This is a genomic window from Halalkalibacter krulwichiae (assembly GCF_002109385.1).
Taxonomy (GTDB): Bacteria; Bacillota; Bacilli; order Bacillales; family Bacillaceae_D; genus Halalkalibacter; species Halalkalibacter krulwichiae.
The window spans coordinates 557,637-574,170 of record NZ_CP020814.1; the positions used below are offsets into that span (position 1 = coordinate 557,637).

Consider the following 16,534-nt stretch of genomic DNA (forward strand, 5'->3'; position numbering starts at 1 on the left):
GGATGCTGAAAAAGGAGAGAATTCACTTATTTTTAATTATGACCATCTTGCTAGCGGCTTGTGGTGGGGAAGGGGCTGGAACAGAGGAAAGCAATCTAGGAGAAGAAATGGATGATGTGAAGCTAGTATTAAATTGGTTCGCTAAAAGTCAGCATGGCGGAGTTTTTGCTGCGCAGGAGCAAGAGATTTTTGCTGAATATGGATTGAACGTTCAAATTGAAAATGGTGGCCCACAAGTATCTGCTATTCAAATTGTAGCTTCTGGTAATGCAGAATTCGGATTGGCTCATGCTGACCAAATTGTGATTGCGCGTAATGAAGGGATTGAGTTAGTCACGTTGGCTGCCACGATGCAAAATAGCCCTCAAGCTTTAATGTTTCATGAAGGCGAAGCGGTGAGTGACTTTGAAGATTTGAATGGTAGAACAGCCTACATACAACCTGGTATTCCTTATTGGGATTACTTGAAAAGTCAGTATGACTTAAGCGGTGTAACGGAATTAGGGTATACGGGTCAACATGTTAATTTTATTGATGAAAAAAAATCTGTCAGCCAGGCATTTGTTACGTCCGAACCTTTTTTCTTAAATAAAGAGGGAGTTAAAACAGAAGCGATATTAGTATCAGAATCAGGGTTTGACCCGTATAATGTCGTGTTATTCACGACGGAAAATATGATTGCTGAAAACAAAGACCTTGTCGAACGGTTTGTTAACTCTTTTGTAGAAGGTTGGGAATATTACCTTGAATCTCCTTATGAAATTAACAAAGTGATTCATGAAGTGAACCCGAATCTAACGTTAGAGGATCTTCAATTTGAAACGGATACGCAAAGGGGTTTTATTTATGGAGAAGAAGCGACTGAACATGGCTTTGGTTTCATGTCAGAAGTACGTTGGGAGACTCTTATTAATCAATTGTTCGAATTAGGTTTGTTAGAAGAGAAGTTTGAAACAAATGACATCTTTACGACGGATTTTCTACCTTTAAACTAAATAGAATAAGAGTCTATTAAGATTATTAAGATGTTCTCTTAGTAGACTCTTTGTTTACGAAGTTAGAGATTGCAACAGGAAATAGAAACTCACGAACTTAAGTGACACAAACAACGTGGCGGTGCGAGCTCAGATTAGTTAACGCACACAATTTTGGTTGAAGTTATTATTCGTGTTATCCAATGACTAGTTAAGATAAGTCTTTTAAAATGGAAAAAATAAGGGCATGGAAGGGGTGGCGAACTTGATCGCAACATACGAAATTGATCAGCAACGTTTATGGCAGACTTTAATGGAGTTAGGTGAAATTGGTTCTACTCCTGGAAAGCCGGAAGAAGGAGTAACAAGAATTTCTTTAAGTTTAGAAGATTTAAAAGCAAGAAAATATACTATAGATGTGATGAAGGAAGCTGGTTTAAAAGTTCGGGTTGATGCCATTGGAAATATTATTGGAAGGTTAGAAGGAACAGATTCTTCTGCACCTGTTGTTATGACGGGCTCTCATATTGATACTGTGATACGTGGAGGGAAGTTTGATGGTGCTCTCGGTGTTTTAGGGGCAATCGAAGCGGTTCGCACAATTCAGGAAGCTGGGATTGAACTCGTTCATCCAATTGAAGTCGTATCGTTTACCGATGAAGAAGGGGTCCGCTTTGGGTCAGGATATTTTGGAAGCAAGGCAATGGTTGGAGGCGTTAATAAAGAGATGTTTGGTTTTACCGATGAGACTGGAATTACCTTAGCAGATGCGTTAAAAAAAGCTGAGTTAAACCCTAACGAATATATGTCGGTAGTTCGCAATCCCGAAGAGATCAAGGCCTATGTTGAAATGCATATTGAACAGGGGAAAGTACTAGAAGACCAGCAATTGGCTGTAGGCATTGTCACAGATATACAGGGGCCTGTATGGATGGAGGTAGAATTTGAAGGGAACCCAGATCATGCAGGTGCAACACCGATGAACATGAGAAATGATGCAGGATTATCAATGGCTGAGTTAATGCTTGAAGTCGAAAAGATCTCGATAAACAATCAAGGTGTAGGAACGGTTGGAAAAGCCAGTTTGGAACCGGGAGCTGTGAACATTATTCCTGGAAATGCGTTGTTAACTATTGACCTCAGACATGTTGACAAAAGGTACCGTTCAAACATGGTGAAAGAAGTTAAACAGGCAATTTTAAATATTTGTAGAAAAAGGAAAATGAAGGCGAATATTGAAGTGAAAAAAGAAGTGGATCCAGCTACCTGCTCTGAGGAGATTATCGAGGTTATTCAGCAAAGTTGTAAAGAACTACACGTACCAACGATGAAAATGCAATGTGGGGCTGGTCACGATTCACTGATGATGACAAAAGTTACAAAGATGGGAATGATCTTTGTTCGTTCTAAGGGTGGTGTTAGTCACAATCCAAAAGAATGGACGGATAAAGAAGATTGCGCGATTGGGACTCAAGTATTGTTAAATACGCTAATGAAACTAGCAAAATAAAGATAAGGAAAGGAGAATATCATGGAGCCAGCTAATCAATTACATGTCCCTATTAGAACAATTATGACACCAGGTCCAGTAGAAGTAGATCCGCGAGTGTTACAAGCGATGTCTTCCTCTATTCTAGGTCAATTTGATCCTAATTTTACGTCAATCATGAATGAAACGATGGTACTGCTGAGACGAGTATTAGAGACAGAAAACCATTGGGCTTTTCCAGTTGATGGGACATCAAGAGCGGGGATTGAAGCGATGTTATGTAGTGTAATTGAAGAAGGGGATAAAGTATTAATTCCGTCATTTGGTCGTTTTGGTGGACTATTGACGGAAATTGCCGAGCGTTGCGGGGCTGATGTATATGTAACGCACTGTGAATGGGGGCAAGTTTTTGAACCGCAAGATGTTATTAAACAATTAAAAAAAATCCAACCTAAAGTATTAGCGATGGTACATGGTGATACGTCTACTGGGCGAATGCAGCCGCTGGAGGAAATCGGAAATGCCTGTAGAGAGCTTGATGTTATTTTTGTTGTTGATGCAGTAGCGACAGTAGCTGGAACACCTGTAAAGACAGATGAATGGAAGATTGATGGATTAATTACAGGCACACAGAAATGTTTGTCGGTGCCAGCAGGAATGGCTCCTCTAACGTATAATCATCGAATTGAAGAAATCTTACAGGAGCGTAAATCAATTGAAAGAGGTCTTAATTCTGAAAAACATCGTAGTAGTAGGAGAATTCGAAGTAATTACTTTGACTTGAGTCAATTGCAAGATTATTGGAGTCCGACTAGATTAAACCATCATACAGAAGCTACGACAATGCTTTATGGTCTATATGAAGGATTACGTTTAATCTTAGAGGAGGGGTTGGAACAGCGTTTTCAGCGGCACCGCTTAAATGAAAAAGCATTAGTTGCAGGAGTTCAGGCGATGGGCTTGTCTTTATTTGGTAATGAACAGTGGAAACTTCCTACTGTAACATGTGTGAGGATCCCAGAAGGAGTCGATGGTGATTCAGTGCGAGCAATGTTGTTAAATGAGTTTGCAATTGAAATCGCTAGTTCATTTGGGTCACTTCATGGAAAGATTTGGAGAATTGGTACGATGGGTTATAGTTGTCAAAAACGAAATGTTCTATTAACGTTAGCTGGGTTAGAAGCAGTTTTAATTCGTCATAAGGTTAACATTCATTCTGGTGAAGCGGTTCAAGCCGCTTTAGATGTCTATCAGAATAAAAGTTTAGCTGTTTAATGAGTGAGTAGGAGGATTTGATGAACGATACATTTCACGCTTTTATTAATGAAGAACTTGAGATAGAGCCGATTAGTAAAGGGGCTCTATCTGGTCGCAAATTTGCTGTTAAGGATGTATTTGAGGTAAAGGGACAAGTAGCAAGCGCTGGAAATCCTGATTGGCTCAGAACCCACAAACCTTCTGGAATACATGCGATGGTCATTCAGCAATTGTTACATGCAGGTGCCAAGTTAAAAGGTATGACTATTACAGATGAATTAATGTATAGCTTAAATGGGGAGAATTATCATTACGGAACACCGAGAAACCCAAGAGCACCAGGACGTATTCCGGGGGATCGTCAAGTGGCTCTGCTGTTGCAGTGTCTGCTGGTTTAGTTGATTTTGCACTTGGAACAGATACGGGAGGGTCCGTTCGGGTACCGGCAGCTTACTGTGGAATATATGGGATTCGTCCCTCTCATGGAGCTGTTCCAATTGACGGAGTCATCCCTCTTGCTGAAAGTTTTGATACAGTTGGTTGGTTTGCTCAAGATTCAGAATTACTCTTACGTGTTGGCCGACAATTGATTAAGCAAAAACACCCAACGTCTAGTCGACCGTTTTCTAATTTGTTATTTGGCACAGATGCATGGGACTTAGTTGATATAAAAAGCAGATCTACACTTTCTGTTGGCATCAATGCTTTATTAAATACAGCTGAAAGGAACGAATGGGTCCAAATTGCCGAAGAGGGTTTAATGGAATGGGCAAGTTGTTTTCGAACTTTACAAGGGAGAGAAATTTGGAATAACCATAGAAAGTGGATTAACGAAGTGAAGCCGCACTTTGGACCGGATATTAAAGAACGGTTTGAGTGGGCTAGTACTTTAACAGAAACGGATCAAAAGAAGGCTGAGCAACAAAGAATAAAAGTACAGAGTCGGTTGCATGAGCTTCTTGGAGATGACACTTTGCTCATCATTCCGACAACGCCAGGGGAAGCACCATTTTGTCAATTATCTGGAGAGGAGATTGAAAAGAGAAGATCGCAAACGATGCAATTATCTTGTATTGCAGGACTTGCTGGTTTCCCTCAAGTAGCCATTCCTTTAAAGAATGAAAATGGTTTGCCTCTTTCTCTTTCTATTATCGCAGGAAAGAAACAAGATTTGCGATTGTTAGAATGGGTTTATGAAAGAAGAGATATATGGGCAAGTATTTGATAAAGGTAGTTTACTAGATAAGATAAATATAGAGCGAGGGTGATCAAACGTGTGATGAGAGATAATTTGCTCTTATGAATTAGCAAATAACGACAAAATCGCTCAACATATAACGAAAAAGTTATCGAAGAATATCAAAAAGGTTATTGACATAATGAATACAAACGATTAAAGTGAATATATTGATTTGACTGATAATTTAATAAATACTCTTATCAAGAGTGGCAGAGGGACTGGCCCGATGACGCCCAGCAACCGTTCTATTTAATTAGAATTGGTGCTAATTCCTGCAAAACATTTTGTTGTTTTGAAAGATAAGAGAGGATATTTTGTCTATGAATGTAAACCTCTCTTATTGTAAGAGAGGTTTTTTTATATTTTATCAGATTAATAAAAATTAGAGAGGGCGAGAATCGATGAAAAAGGGGTTATTGAGAAGAACATTAGTACCGGTATTAGGTTTAGGATTGCTATTAACAGGTTGCTCAGCAGAAAGCAATGCTTCTGATGAAAAGGAGCAAGGATCAGAAGAAGTGTCATTTGAAAATGTACCTGAGAGATTTGCTAATGGCGAAGGGGCAAATATTAAAGTTATTCGTAAGATCGGCGGTGACGATCACACGGCTCAATTTTTAGCAGGGGCAAAGGAAGAAGGAGAGAGTTTAGGGTTTAATGTCGATGTCTTTACCGCAAATGGTGATTCAGCTCGATTTCATGATGCAATCGCTCAAGCTTTAGAAGAAGACTTTGACGGGTTTATTATTTCACATGGTGATGATGCAGCTACGGTTGATAGTGTACAAGCGTTGGTGGAAAAAGGAAAGAGTGTTGTCACTTTTGATTCAGTAGGAGAGCTAGCTGACATTGAAGGTGTTACGTTGACTTCACAAGATGATGAGGCATTGGCTCAACTGGCTTTAGATCAATTAGTAGAAGATCATAAAGGAGAAGCGAATATAGTTTATCTATGGGTTGATGGTTTCCCGCCAATGGTTAGAAGAAACAATGTGTATCAAGAAGTGTTAGCTAGTCAGCCAGGGATTCAAGAGTTAGAACGATTCGGAGTGGCAACAGCAGATACTTCTGTTCAAACTCAAAACGCTGTATCAGCAATGTTAACAAAGTATCCTGAAGGAGAAATTGATGCTATTTTTGCAACTTGGGATGCATTTGCAATTGGAGCGGCTCGTGCAATAAAAGAGGCGGGCAGAGATGAAATTAAAATTTATGGAATTGATGTGTCAAATGCTGATCTTCAAGAGATTCAAGAGGAAGATAACCCATGGAAATATACAGCTGCAGTTGATCCGAAGTTAATAGGTGCAGTAAATATGAGACTTGTTGCGAAGAAATTAGCGGGTGAAGAAACTCCGGATACTTATGATCTAGAGGCATCACTCATTTCACAAGATCAACTATTGCAGGCGGATGAAGCTGTTAATATGGTAAACCTCGCTAATACAGTTGAAGGTTGGGGACAATCTACAGTATTTGAGGAAGACTGGATGAAAGTGTTGAAGGAGCACTACTCTAAATAATAGATAAAAAGATAACTCCTATCTTCGATTCTGTTAGAAAGTCTTTAACAGGTCTTTGGAGTTATCTTTTTTAATATGAGAGGGAGTAATCATGAATGGCGACACAACTAGAAATGAAAAATATAACAATTGAGTTTCCTGGAGTGAAAGCATTAGATCAAGTAGACTTCCGAACGATTTCCGGTGTCACTCATGCTTTATTAGGGGCAAATGGAGCTGGAAAATCAACCTTGATGAAAGTTCTTTCAGGTGCCTATCATCATTACACTGGTGAGATATTAATTAATGGAGAACGGGCATTTATTCGATCTCCAAAGGATGCACAAAACTATGGTATTCAAATTGTCTATCAAGAAGTAGATACCGCTTTGATTCCGTATTTATCCGTTGCTGAGAATATCATATTAAACCAAACCATTAATGATATGGGAAAAAAACAATTTATGAATTGGAGAGAAGTACATAGACGGGCCACAAGTATACTAGAAAGTATGAACATCAATGTGTCATCAAAGAAATTAGTAAGTGAGTTAACACTTGCAGAAAAGCAAATGGTACTAATTGCCCGTGCTGTTTCGACAAAATGTAAATTTCTTATTTTAGATGAACCTACTGCTCCATTAAGTCATACAGAAACGAGAGAGCTTTTTAGAATCGTCGAAAATTTAAAAAGACAAGATGTTGGTATCATTTTTATTTCACATCGTCTACCGGAAATCTTTGAGATCTGTGATGAGATTACGGTGATGAGAAATGGTCAATTTGTTGTAAAGGAACAGACATCCCTTACTAGTACGAACCAAGTCATTGAGAATATGTTAGGTGAGAAATTAGACGAACAGTTTCCTGCTCATGAGTTTCAGCTGGGAGAAACGATCTTTCGTGTCAATAATCTATCAGATCGAGAAAAGATAACAGGGCTAACGTTTGATATAAAAGCAGGAGAGGTTCTTGGACTAGCTGGTTTAGTAGGGGCTGGAAAGACAGAGTTATGTAAAGCGCTCTTTGGCTACACGAAAACGACTGGAACAATCGAAATAAGAGGGAAGAAGGTCAAGCTTAAGAGTCCTTTCGATGCCGTGAAAAATGGAATCGCCTTAGTTCCAGAGGAAAGACGAAAAGAAGGAGTACTAGTTGAGGAGACGGTAGCGACGAATTTAAGTGCCTCTAGTTTAAAGGAATTTACGAATCGATTTCATTTTCTGAATAGGCGAAAGGAAAAAGAAAAATCAATTGAGATGATTCAACGGTTGGGCATTAAAACCCCATCGGAAGAAACGAAAGTAGAGCATTTATCCGGAGGAAACCAACAAAAAATTGCCATTGGAAAATGGTTGATTGCTGATGCGGAAGTTTATTTATTTGATGAGCCGACGAAAGGGGTAGATGTTGGGGCTAAAAAGGATATATTTGAGTTAATCGTAGGCCTCGCCAAAAAGGGAAAAGCCGTCATCTATGCTTCTGCTGAGCTAGCAGAAGTGGTTGGGATAACGAATCGGGTTTGCGTGCTATATGATGGCAAGATTGTAAAAGAACTAGAAACGAAAAATACAAATGAGGAAGAGCTTTTGCATTATTCAACAGGAGGGAAGTAAAAATGACAGCTGGTAAAACAAAAAAACATTATTCATTTGATCTTTTTAACTTTTTATATAAATACGGAACATTGCTAACGATTCTTATTTTAATTGTTGTTTTTGCTTATTCGAACCCTGCATTTATTCAAAGTAATAACATAATAAATATTTTACGTTCCATTTCGATTGTAACGATTATTGCAATTGGTATTACGATTTCACTATCTGTTAATGGTTTTGACCTTTCAGTTGGATCTGTAGCCTCGCTTTCAAATGCAATTGTCATTTCAATGTTTGTGTGGTTTTCTCAAAATACAACCATTGCCATTTTTTCTGCAATTATTGCTGCATTGTTAGTCGGTGCTTTTAATGCATTAATGATCGTTAAAGTCAAAATTCCAGATATGTTGTTAACACTTGCTACAATGTTTATCGTTCAAGGAATTGCTCTGACTTATACAAGAGGTGCGACTGTTTCGCAAAATATGGTTATGCCTGATGGAACGTTTGCAACAGGGACGATAAGTCCAGCGTTTGCTAAAATTGGTCAAGTGCCATGGATTATTATCATTATGCTCGTTGTCGTCGTGGCTGTTCATATCTTTCTAACTTACACAAAGCATGGTCGTTACATGTATGTAATTGGAGGAAATCAAGAAGCGGCAAGACTGTCTGGAATCCCTGTAAATAAATATAAAGTAATAGCCTATTTGCTCTCTGCATTTTTTGCAGCAGTTGGGGGAATTGTCCTTGCATCTCGTGTAATGACAGCCGAAATCGGTGCGGGTACACCTTACCTAATGGATGCTGTTGCTGCGGCGTTTATCGGTTTTTCAGTATTAGGTGCAGGTAAACCTAATGCGTTTGGGACGTTTATCGGTGCTGTCTTGATTGGAATTTTGTCAAATGGGCTCGTGATGATGTCTGTACCGTATTACGCGATGGATATTGTGAAAGGTACGGTGCTCGCTTTCGCATTAGCTCTAACTTATTATAAATTGAAATCATAGTAGAAAGTCGGTACTTCTATTTTAAGAAGCTTCGGCTTTCTTTTCTTCTATATAAGGAATGAATGTGTCATAGAATAACTAAGAAAATACATAAAAATAGATTAGTTAAAATTGAAAAAATGAGCTATGATATTTTTAAGTTAATATTTCGTCAAACGAATAAAAAGTTACGTATTTGGGGGATGTCTGATGAAACTTTTTTCATTCTTAAAACCATATAAGTTCCCAATTGTTGTAGCAATTATTTTGATGCTTATGGAGTTGGTGGTGGAACTTATTCACCCGCTTTTGCTTGCAAAAATTATTGATGAGGGTATTATGCAAGAAAATGTCGAGGTTATTATGTTTTGGGGTGGCGTGATGATTGCGATGTCATTACTTGCCTTTATTACCGGCATAGTAAATTCGTTTTATGCTGCTCATGTAAGTCAAAGTACCGGATATGATATACGTTCAAGTCTTTATAAGAAAGTTCAGCTTTTTACATATGCTCAGCTTCAACGGTTTCCAACTGCTACATTGATTACGAGATTAACAAATGATGTCACACAAATTCAGAACACCATTTTTATGAGCTTACGAATAATGCTTAAAGCCCCACTGATTATTATTGGGGGAATGGTTATGGCGTTATTTGTTAACGTTAGACTGGCTCTAATATTAGTAGTGACAATTCCTATACTTATATTCTTTCTAATTTGGATGATGAAAAAAGGTGGAAAGTTATTTAAGCAAGTTCAAAAAAAGCTCGACGCTGTTAATCATGTCATGCGCGAGAATTTAGTAGCAATGAGATTAGTAAGAGTATTTGTTCGTGATAAATTTGAAAAGAAACGATTTAAAGATAGCAATGAACAACTAATGAGCCGAACAATTAAGGCTCTAAGGTTAATGGAAATTGCCATGCCGGTTCTTTTGTTGCTTATGAATTTAGCAATAATGGCAATTCTTTGGTTTGGAAGCTTTTCGGTCAATGCAGGTGGAGCTCAAGTAGGTGAAGTAGTGGCAATTATAAACTATGCAACACGAATTACATCAGCATTAACAGTGTTCTCAATGATTATTATTGTATTCTCTAGGGCACGTGCTTCGGCTGAACGGATCTCTGAAGTTTTGGATCATCCTTCACATCAAGACGAAGCAGATAGCGTTGCTTCTCAATGTATAACGGAGGGGTCTTTAAAGTTTGAGAACGTGTCATTTCAATATCAAAACACGTACCGTCAAACAATCAATAATGTGAGTTTTTCTGTTAGAGGAGGAGAGATGTTGGCCATTTTAGGGGCAACAGGCTCTGGGAAATCAACACTTTTCCACCTAATCCCAAGGTTATATGAGGTAGGAGAGGGGAGAATCCTAATCGATGGTCGTCCAATTACTGAGTTTAGTGAAAGAGAATTAAGAACAAGCATTGGGTTTGTTCCACAGGATGTATTTTTATTCTCTGGCACAATTAAAGAGAACTTACTTTGGGGGAAACCAAATTCCTCGTTCAATGAACTAAAAGAGGCTTGTCGGGATGCACAAATCGACGAAGTAATTGAAAGGTTACCTGATCAATATGAAACGAAAATCGGGCAAAAAGGTGTAAATTTATCAGGGGGACAAAAACAGAGGCTATCGATCGCTCGGGCACTCATTCGAAAACCTAAGCTATTATTGCTAGATGACAGCACGAGTGCACTTGATGTAAAGACAGAAGCAAAATTCCTTCACGCTTTAAAACAATACGAGTGTACAACTTTGATTATTACTCAAAAGATTAGTACGGCGTTACAAGCAGATAAAATCCTCGTATTAGAAGAAGGGAAAATAGTTGCTGAAGGAAACCATGAAACGTTATTAAAGCAATCTGAATTATACCGAAGAATGTATGAATCTCAAGCGAGAAAGGAGGAAGTTCTTCGTGTTTGATCAATTGAATAAGCCTTTTCGTTATAAACGGATTTCGGTATTTCAAGGCGATGTCTCTCAGAATCAACATATGAAAGGGAAGGAACGGCCTAAAAATTGGACAGATACGATCAAACGAATCTGGAGTTACTTAGCTGTGCATCAAACGTTTTTATGGTTGGTCGTTACAATGGTAATTATTAGCTCTTTTTTAAGTTTGTTAGGCCCATTTTTGATCGGAATGGCGATTGATGATTTTATAGCAACATATAATGTGTCAGGTCTTTTCCACGTGCTTTTATCGCTCTTTATCATTTATTTGCTATATTCGCTATCGATTTGGCTTCAAAGTTTCTGGATGATCGGTGTAGCTCAAAAGACAGTGTCAGAGTTAAGGAGACAGTTGTTCCAAAAAATGCAACAGTTACCACTTTCGTACTTAGATAAAAAACAGCATGGAGAATTGATGAGTCGTTTGACTAATGATATAGATAATGTCAGCACGACGTTGAATACGTCAGTCATACAGATTCTATCTAGCCTCCTAACATTCATTGGAATCATTATTGTGATGTTTTATCTAAGCCCTTTATTAACGATCATCACGCTTCTTGTTGTTCCACTTATGGTTTTAGGAATGAAGTGGATTACTCGCCGTACTAGTGTTTTCTTTAAAGAGCAACAAAGGCACTTAGGAGAAGTCAATGGATTTATTGAAGAGACAATATCTGGTCAACGTATTGTTAAAGCCTTTTCTCAAGAAGAAAAAGTGATTAATGAATTTCACAACAAAAGCGAACGTCTAAAGGGAGCTAGTTTCTGGGCTCAAACGTACTCTGGTTTCATCCCTAAATTAATGAATGTTTTAAATAATTTGAGTTTCGCTTTTATTGCTGCTGTTGGTGGAATATTAGCTTTTAATGGATATATTACGGTTGGCGTAATCGTTATTTTTACAGAGTATTCAAGGCAATTCACAAGGCCGTTAAACGATCTTGCCAACCAATTTAACACATTATTATCAGCTGTGGCAGGGGCGGAAAGAGTGTTTCATATATTAGATGAGCAAGAAGAAAAAGACGAAGAAGGAGCTAAGCAGCTTGGAGAAGTAAAAGGTGCGGTTTCATTTAAACATGTTACGTTTTCTTATACAGATGGTCAGCAAACCGTTAAGGATATTAGTTTTGAAGTGAACCCTGGGGAAACGGTTGCTTTAGTAGGGCCAACTGGTGCAGGGAAGACAACCATTATTAATTTACTTTCTAGATTTTATGATGCCGATAGTGGAGAAATCTTACTAGACAATCAAAATCTATCTAGCATTAAAAGAAGTAGTTTAAGGCAACATACAGGAATCGTCTTACAAGATTCATTCTTGTTTCAGGGTACCATTAGAGAAAACATTCGTTATGGCAGGCTTGAGGCGTCGGATGAGGAAGTAGTGTTGGCGGCGAAAGAAGCCAATGCTTATTCATTTATTAGTAAGTTACCAGAGCAATTTGATACCGTTTTGGAACAAGACCATACAGGTATTAGTCAAGGTCAAAAGCAGTTGATCTCTATTGCTCGTGTAATGCTTGCTAATCCATCGATTCTTATATTAGATGAAGCAACTAGCAATATTGATACAATTACAGAGATAAAGATTCAAGAAGCGTTAGAGCGATTAATGCAAGGTAGAACTAGTTTTATTATTGCTCACCGTATGAATACGATTAAGAATTCCGACCAAATCATAGTTTTGGATCAAGGGAAGTTGATTGAAAAAGGATCTCATCAACAGCTACTAAAAGAAAAGGGGTTCTATCATGAAATGATTGAACAAGTGAAGAGTAATGAAGTGAGTGTAAGATAAAGGTATGTAAAAAAAAGGAGTGAATCAAAGGTTTGACTTTTGATCCACTCCTTTTCAAATGCAGTGTAAGAAAATGTAACGCACTATTCTAAAGAATGAACAGGCATTAGGTAGTCGTTTATAGAATACATAGGGTGGGTTTAAAGGGTGATTTGGCTTGTGTAGGGTGCCCTTTACTTGATTTCTTTTTTGAAAAACCATTTCTATAATAAACGGTGGTGAAGGCGCAATGATTAAGACGTTTCGTCCGACGACAATGGGGCCAAATGGAATGGTAACAACTCCACATTATTTAGCTTCTCAAGCGGGGGCGCATGTTTTGCAAAATGGGGGAAATGCGATTGAGGCAGCCATTTGTGCGGCCTCTACAATCGCAGTTGTTTATCCACATATGAATAGCATTGGTGGAGATAATTTTTGGTTGATTTATGATGCACAAAAGAAAGAAATGAAAGCTTTGAACAGCAGTGGACGTTCTGGAGAACAGGCAACCATTTCTTTTTATAGAGAACAAGGTTTCGAACAAATACCTACACGTGGATATTTATCAGCAAATACGGTTCCTGGTGCAATAGCTGGTTGGGACAAAGCTTATCAATATTCGAAAGAGTACTTAAAAGGGTCCTTTTCATGGGGTGATTTGCTACAATCATCAATCGATTACGCGAAAAACGGCTTTGCAGTTACGACTAGTCAACAATACTGGACAAATGTAAACCTTGATGAAGCAGATAATGAGTTCAGGCATCTTCAACGATTTGAAGGATTTAGATCGACATTTATGAAAGATGATTCTACCTACAAAGCGGGAGAATTAATGAAACAAAACGATTTAGCACAAACATTAGAAGCAATAGCTGAAGAAGGAAGTAAAGTATTTTATGAAGGGGTTATTGGGCAACAAATCGTAACGGATCTTCAAGCAAATGGTGGAATATTAACGGTTAATGATTTTAGAAATCATAAATCTGATTGGGTTGATCCAATAAGTGTTGATTATAGAGGTTATAAAGCCTATAATTTGCCTCCTAACACGCAAGGGATGGCCTCGTTATCCATTTTGAACATCCTTAATAATTTTGATTTATCCGTAATGAAAGAAGGTTCTCCTGATTATTATCATTTACTTGTGGAAGCGACCAAACTGGCTTTTTCTGATCGAGATAAATGGTTGACGGACCCTGATTTTCAACGGATTCCATTAGATGATTTATTATCAAAATCACACGGGATGAACCTAGCTAATCAAATACACCAAGATCTTTCAAGAGTGATGAGCAAGCAGCTAGATCCTAAAGGTGATACAGTTTGGTTTGGTATTGTTGATCAACAGGGAAATGCAGTTTCCTTTATTCAAAGTATATATCACGACTTTGGTTCGGGCATCATTCCAAAAAATACAGGAATACTTATGCAAAATAGAGGGAGCTTCTTCTCTTTAGAGGACAACCATGTAAACTGTTTAAAGCCGAATAAACGAACTTTTCATACCTTAAATCCTGCGATGTTGTTAGATGACAGCAATTTAAAACTCGTATACGGAACAATGGGTGGTGAAGGTCAACCGCAAACGCAAGCAGCTCTCATAACAAGAATAATTGATTATGGTTTTGATGTTCAAGCAGCAATTGAAGCTCCAAGGTGGTTATATGGAAGAACTTGGGGAGCGAGCTCCAATCATTTAAAAGTGGAAGGGAGAGTTCCGAGACAGATAATCAATTCATTAAGAAAACGGGGCATGATATTGAAGTTGTAGATGAATGGACGGATGTAATGGGGCATGCTGGTGCAATTCTAGTGAATGAGGAAAATGTGAAATTAGCTGGTGCAGACCCAAGGGGCGATGGAGCAGCTATTGGTTATTAAGAGGTGCATGCTGAGAGAGAAAGAAGGTTATCATAATAGGATTCTCTTCAAATGGCTCAAAAGGGCTTAAACCTTTTGAGTCGTTATTTTTATCTAACTGAATAAAATTATTCAAAAAAATAACATTTTAGTAATCATAAATGATATAATTTTTTCATAATGAACATTATATGAGATAGGAGGTTTACAATTGAAAACTCATATCGAGCTGTTTATTGCCTTTTTTAGATCTGGAATTTTGGGTTTTGGAGGGGGTCCATCAGCGATCCCGCTTGTACACAAGGAAGTAGTTACAACCTTTAAATGGATGAACGATGATGAATTTAGTGATGTATTAGCGTTAGGGAATACCCTTCCTGGACCGATTAATACGAAGATGGCAGGATATATTGGGTATCGTGTTGCAGGTGTACCTGGAATGATTAATGCAGTGTTGTCCTCGATTGTACCATCAATCTTAATGATGATTGTTTTGTTAACAATGCTTGCTTCTTTTAAAGATCAGCCTTGGGTTGAGGGGATGACAAAAGGGGTTATACCTGTCGTTGTTGTCATGATGGCTGTGTTAACTTGGGATTTCTTTAAAAAGTCAAATAAAGGTCTTGGTTGGAAGATAAGTTTAATCATTTTATCTTTAAGCTTTATATTCATTGAGATAATTCATGTACATCCTGGAATCATTATTGCTATACTGCTTGTTTATGCACTTTTAAAGCCTAGCAAGACAAAACAAGAAGAGGCCAAAAAGAAAGTAGGTGCGAATTGAAATGATTTATTGGGAACTATTTTTAGCCTTTTTTATACCAGGCATCCTTGGGTATGGGGGTGGGCCTGCTTCAATCCCACTAATTGAATATGAAGTTGTGGCTCGTTATAAGTGGATGTCTGTTGAGCAGTTTAGTGAAGTTCTTGCGCTAGGGAATGCTCTCCCTGGGCCGATTGCCACGAAAATGGCCGGGTATATCGGGTATGAAGTGGCAGGCATTTTCGGAGCCATTGTCGGTGTTTTTGCAACTGTTGCGCCTTCTCTTATTCTAATGATTGCATTACTAGGTTTATTATATAAGTTTAAAGAATCTCCAAAAGTAAAGCGTATGACCGCTCTTGTTCGTCCAACAATCGCTATTTTACTTGGTGCACTTACGTACCGATTTTTAGAAAGTTCTTATTTAGGAGCTGGGGTTTGGCATACCGCTTTTCTCATTGTCGTATCGTTTTTATTATTAGAAAAGTGGAAGGTCCACCCGGCATTTGTCATAATTGGAGGGCTTGGATATGGGGCAGTATTTTTAAGTTAGAGGATTAAGAAGCGACTTCCTTTCTAAAACTAAAAATAGTACATCTTATGTCTTTAGTATACATATAGTGTGTAGATAGGAGGGAGAGGATATGAAAATTTACGCTCGAACGGGTGATAGTCTATGGTATTATAGTCAGATTTTTTCATTGCCTTTGCAATTAGTGTTTGATGCTAATAACTCCGTAACTCCTACTAAGCTCCAAACAGGAATGATTGTTGAAATTCCTTGTTATAAACTAGATCATTATCAGTTAAAAGAAGGTGACACACTGTGGGGGATTTCTAGGAGCTTTCAGATGCCGCTTGATCGCTTAATCTTAGTTAATCAAAGTGTGAATCCAATAAAGTTAAGTGTTGGAGACTGTATTCTTATTCCGACAAGGTTAAGTGAACTACATTCTAGTAATAACCCAATTACTAAATGAGCATATTTATCAAGCCATCATTAAGTCTAGAAGGGCTTATGATGGCTCATTTCATGTATTTAGCTCCTTTCTTCGAATTTTCTTTTGCAAGAATGGCTTAGTTTTTCTGTTTTTTTACATATATT

Annotated in this window: 11 protein-coding genes, 2 pseudogenes and 1 riboswitch; all 13 genes and pseudogenes read left to right on the plus strand. The window is 38.0% G+C overall.

Going from position 1 to position 16,534, the window contains the following annotated elements:
• The first annotated feature begins 2 nt into the window (after positions 1-2).
• Positions 3-995 carry an ABC transporter substrate-binding protein gene (locus BkAM31D_RS02895; RefSeq protein WP_066157881.1) on the plus strand — a complete coding sequence of 331 codons (993 nt, stop codon included), beginning with the start codon at positions 3-5 and terminating at the stop codon, positions 993-995.
• A gap of 235 nt (positions 996-1,230) precedes the next feature.
• On the plus strand, positions 1,231-2,484 hold the full coding sequence (locus BkAM31D_RS02900) for a Zn-dependent hydrolase (protein ID WP_257391629.1): 1,254 nt from the start codon (positions 1,231-1,233) through the stop codon (positions 2,482-2,484).
• 21 nt (positions 2,485-2,505) lie between these two features.
• Entirely contained in the window at positions 2,506-3,738 is a 1,233-nt protein-coding gene (locus tag BkAM31D_RS02905) for a pyridoxal-phosphate-dependent aminotransferase family protein (protein WP_066157876.1), read from the plus strand.
• Between the two features lie 20 nt (positions 3,739-3,758).
• Positions 3,759-4,945, plus strand: a pseudogene (locus BkAM31D_RS24640) (amidase).
• Positions 4,946-5,154: 209 nt separating this feature from the next.
• Positions 5,155-5,266: riboswitch (SAM riboswitch) on the plus strand.
• A gap of 95 nt (positions 5,267-5,361) precedes the next feature.
• Positions 5,362-6,483, plus strand: a complete 1,122-nt coding sequence (locus BkAM31D_RS02915) for a sugar ABC transporter substrate-binding protein (RefSeq protein ID WP_066157872.1) — start codon at positions 5,362-5,364, stop codon at positions 6,481-6,483.
• Positions 6,484-6,578: 95 nt separating this feature from the next.
• Entirely contained in the window at positions 6,579-8,078 is a 1,500-nt protein-coding gene (locus BkAM31D_RS02920; protein WP_066157866.1) for a sugar ABC transporter ATP-binding protein, read from the plus strand.
• Positions 8,079-8,080: 2 nt separating this feature from the next.
• A complete protein-coding gene (locus BkAM31D_RS02925) occupies positions 8,081-9,070 on the plus strand; it encodes an ABC transporter permease (protein ID WP_066157863.1) in 990 nt (329 codons plus the stop codon).
• A gap of 189 nt (positions 9,071-9,259) precedes the next feature.
• Positions 9,260-10,984, plus strand: a complete 1,725-nt coding sequence (locus BkAM31D_RS02930) for an ABC transporter ATP-binding protein (protein WP_371807178.1) — start codon at positions 9,260-9,262, stop codon at positions 10,982-10,984.
• Positions 10,977-12,818 carry an ABC transporter ATP-binding protein gene (locus BkAM31D_RS02935; protein ID WP_157076878.1) on the plus strand — a complete coding sequence of 614 codons (1,842 nt, stop codon included), beginning with the start codon at positions 10,977-10,979 and terminating at the stop codon, positions 12,816-12,818. The genes BkAM31D_RS02930 and BkAM31D_RS02935 overlap by 8 nt, the downstream gene beginning before the upstream one ends.
• 229 nt (positions 12,819-13,047) lie before the next feature.
• Positions 13,048-14,684, plus strand: a pseudogene (ggt, locus tag BkAM31D_RS02940) (gamma-glutamyltransferase).
• Positions 14,685-14,874: 190 nt separating this feature from the next.
• Entirely contained in the window at positions 14,875-15,450 is a 576-nt protein-coding gene (locus tag BkAM31D_RS02945; RefSeq protein WP_066157852.1) for a chromate transporter, read from the plus strand.
• 1 nt (position 15,451) lies between these two features.
• On the plus strand, positions 15,452-15,982 hold the full coding sequence (locus BkAM31D_RS02950; protein WP_066157848.1) for a chromate transporter: 531 nt from the start codon (positions 15,452-15,454) through the stop codon (positions 15,980-15,982).
• 91 nt (positions 15,983-16,073) lie between these two features.
• Positions 16,074-16,409: a LysM peptidoglycan-binding domain-containing protein gene (locus tag BkAM31D_RS02955; RefSeq protein WP_066157846.1), complete on the plus strand. Its 336-nt coding sequence runs from the start codon at positions 16,074-16,076 to the stop codon at positions 16,407-16,409.
• Positions 16,410-16,534: the final 125 nt, after the last annotated feature.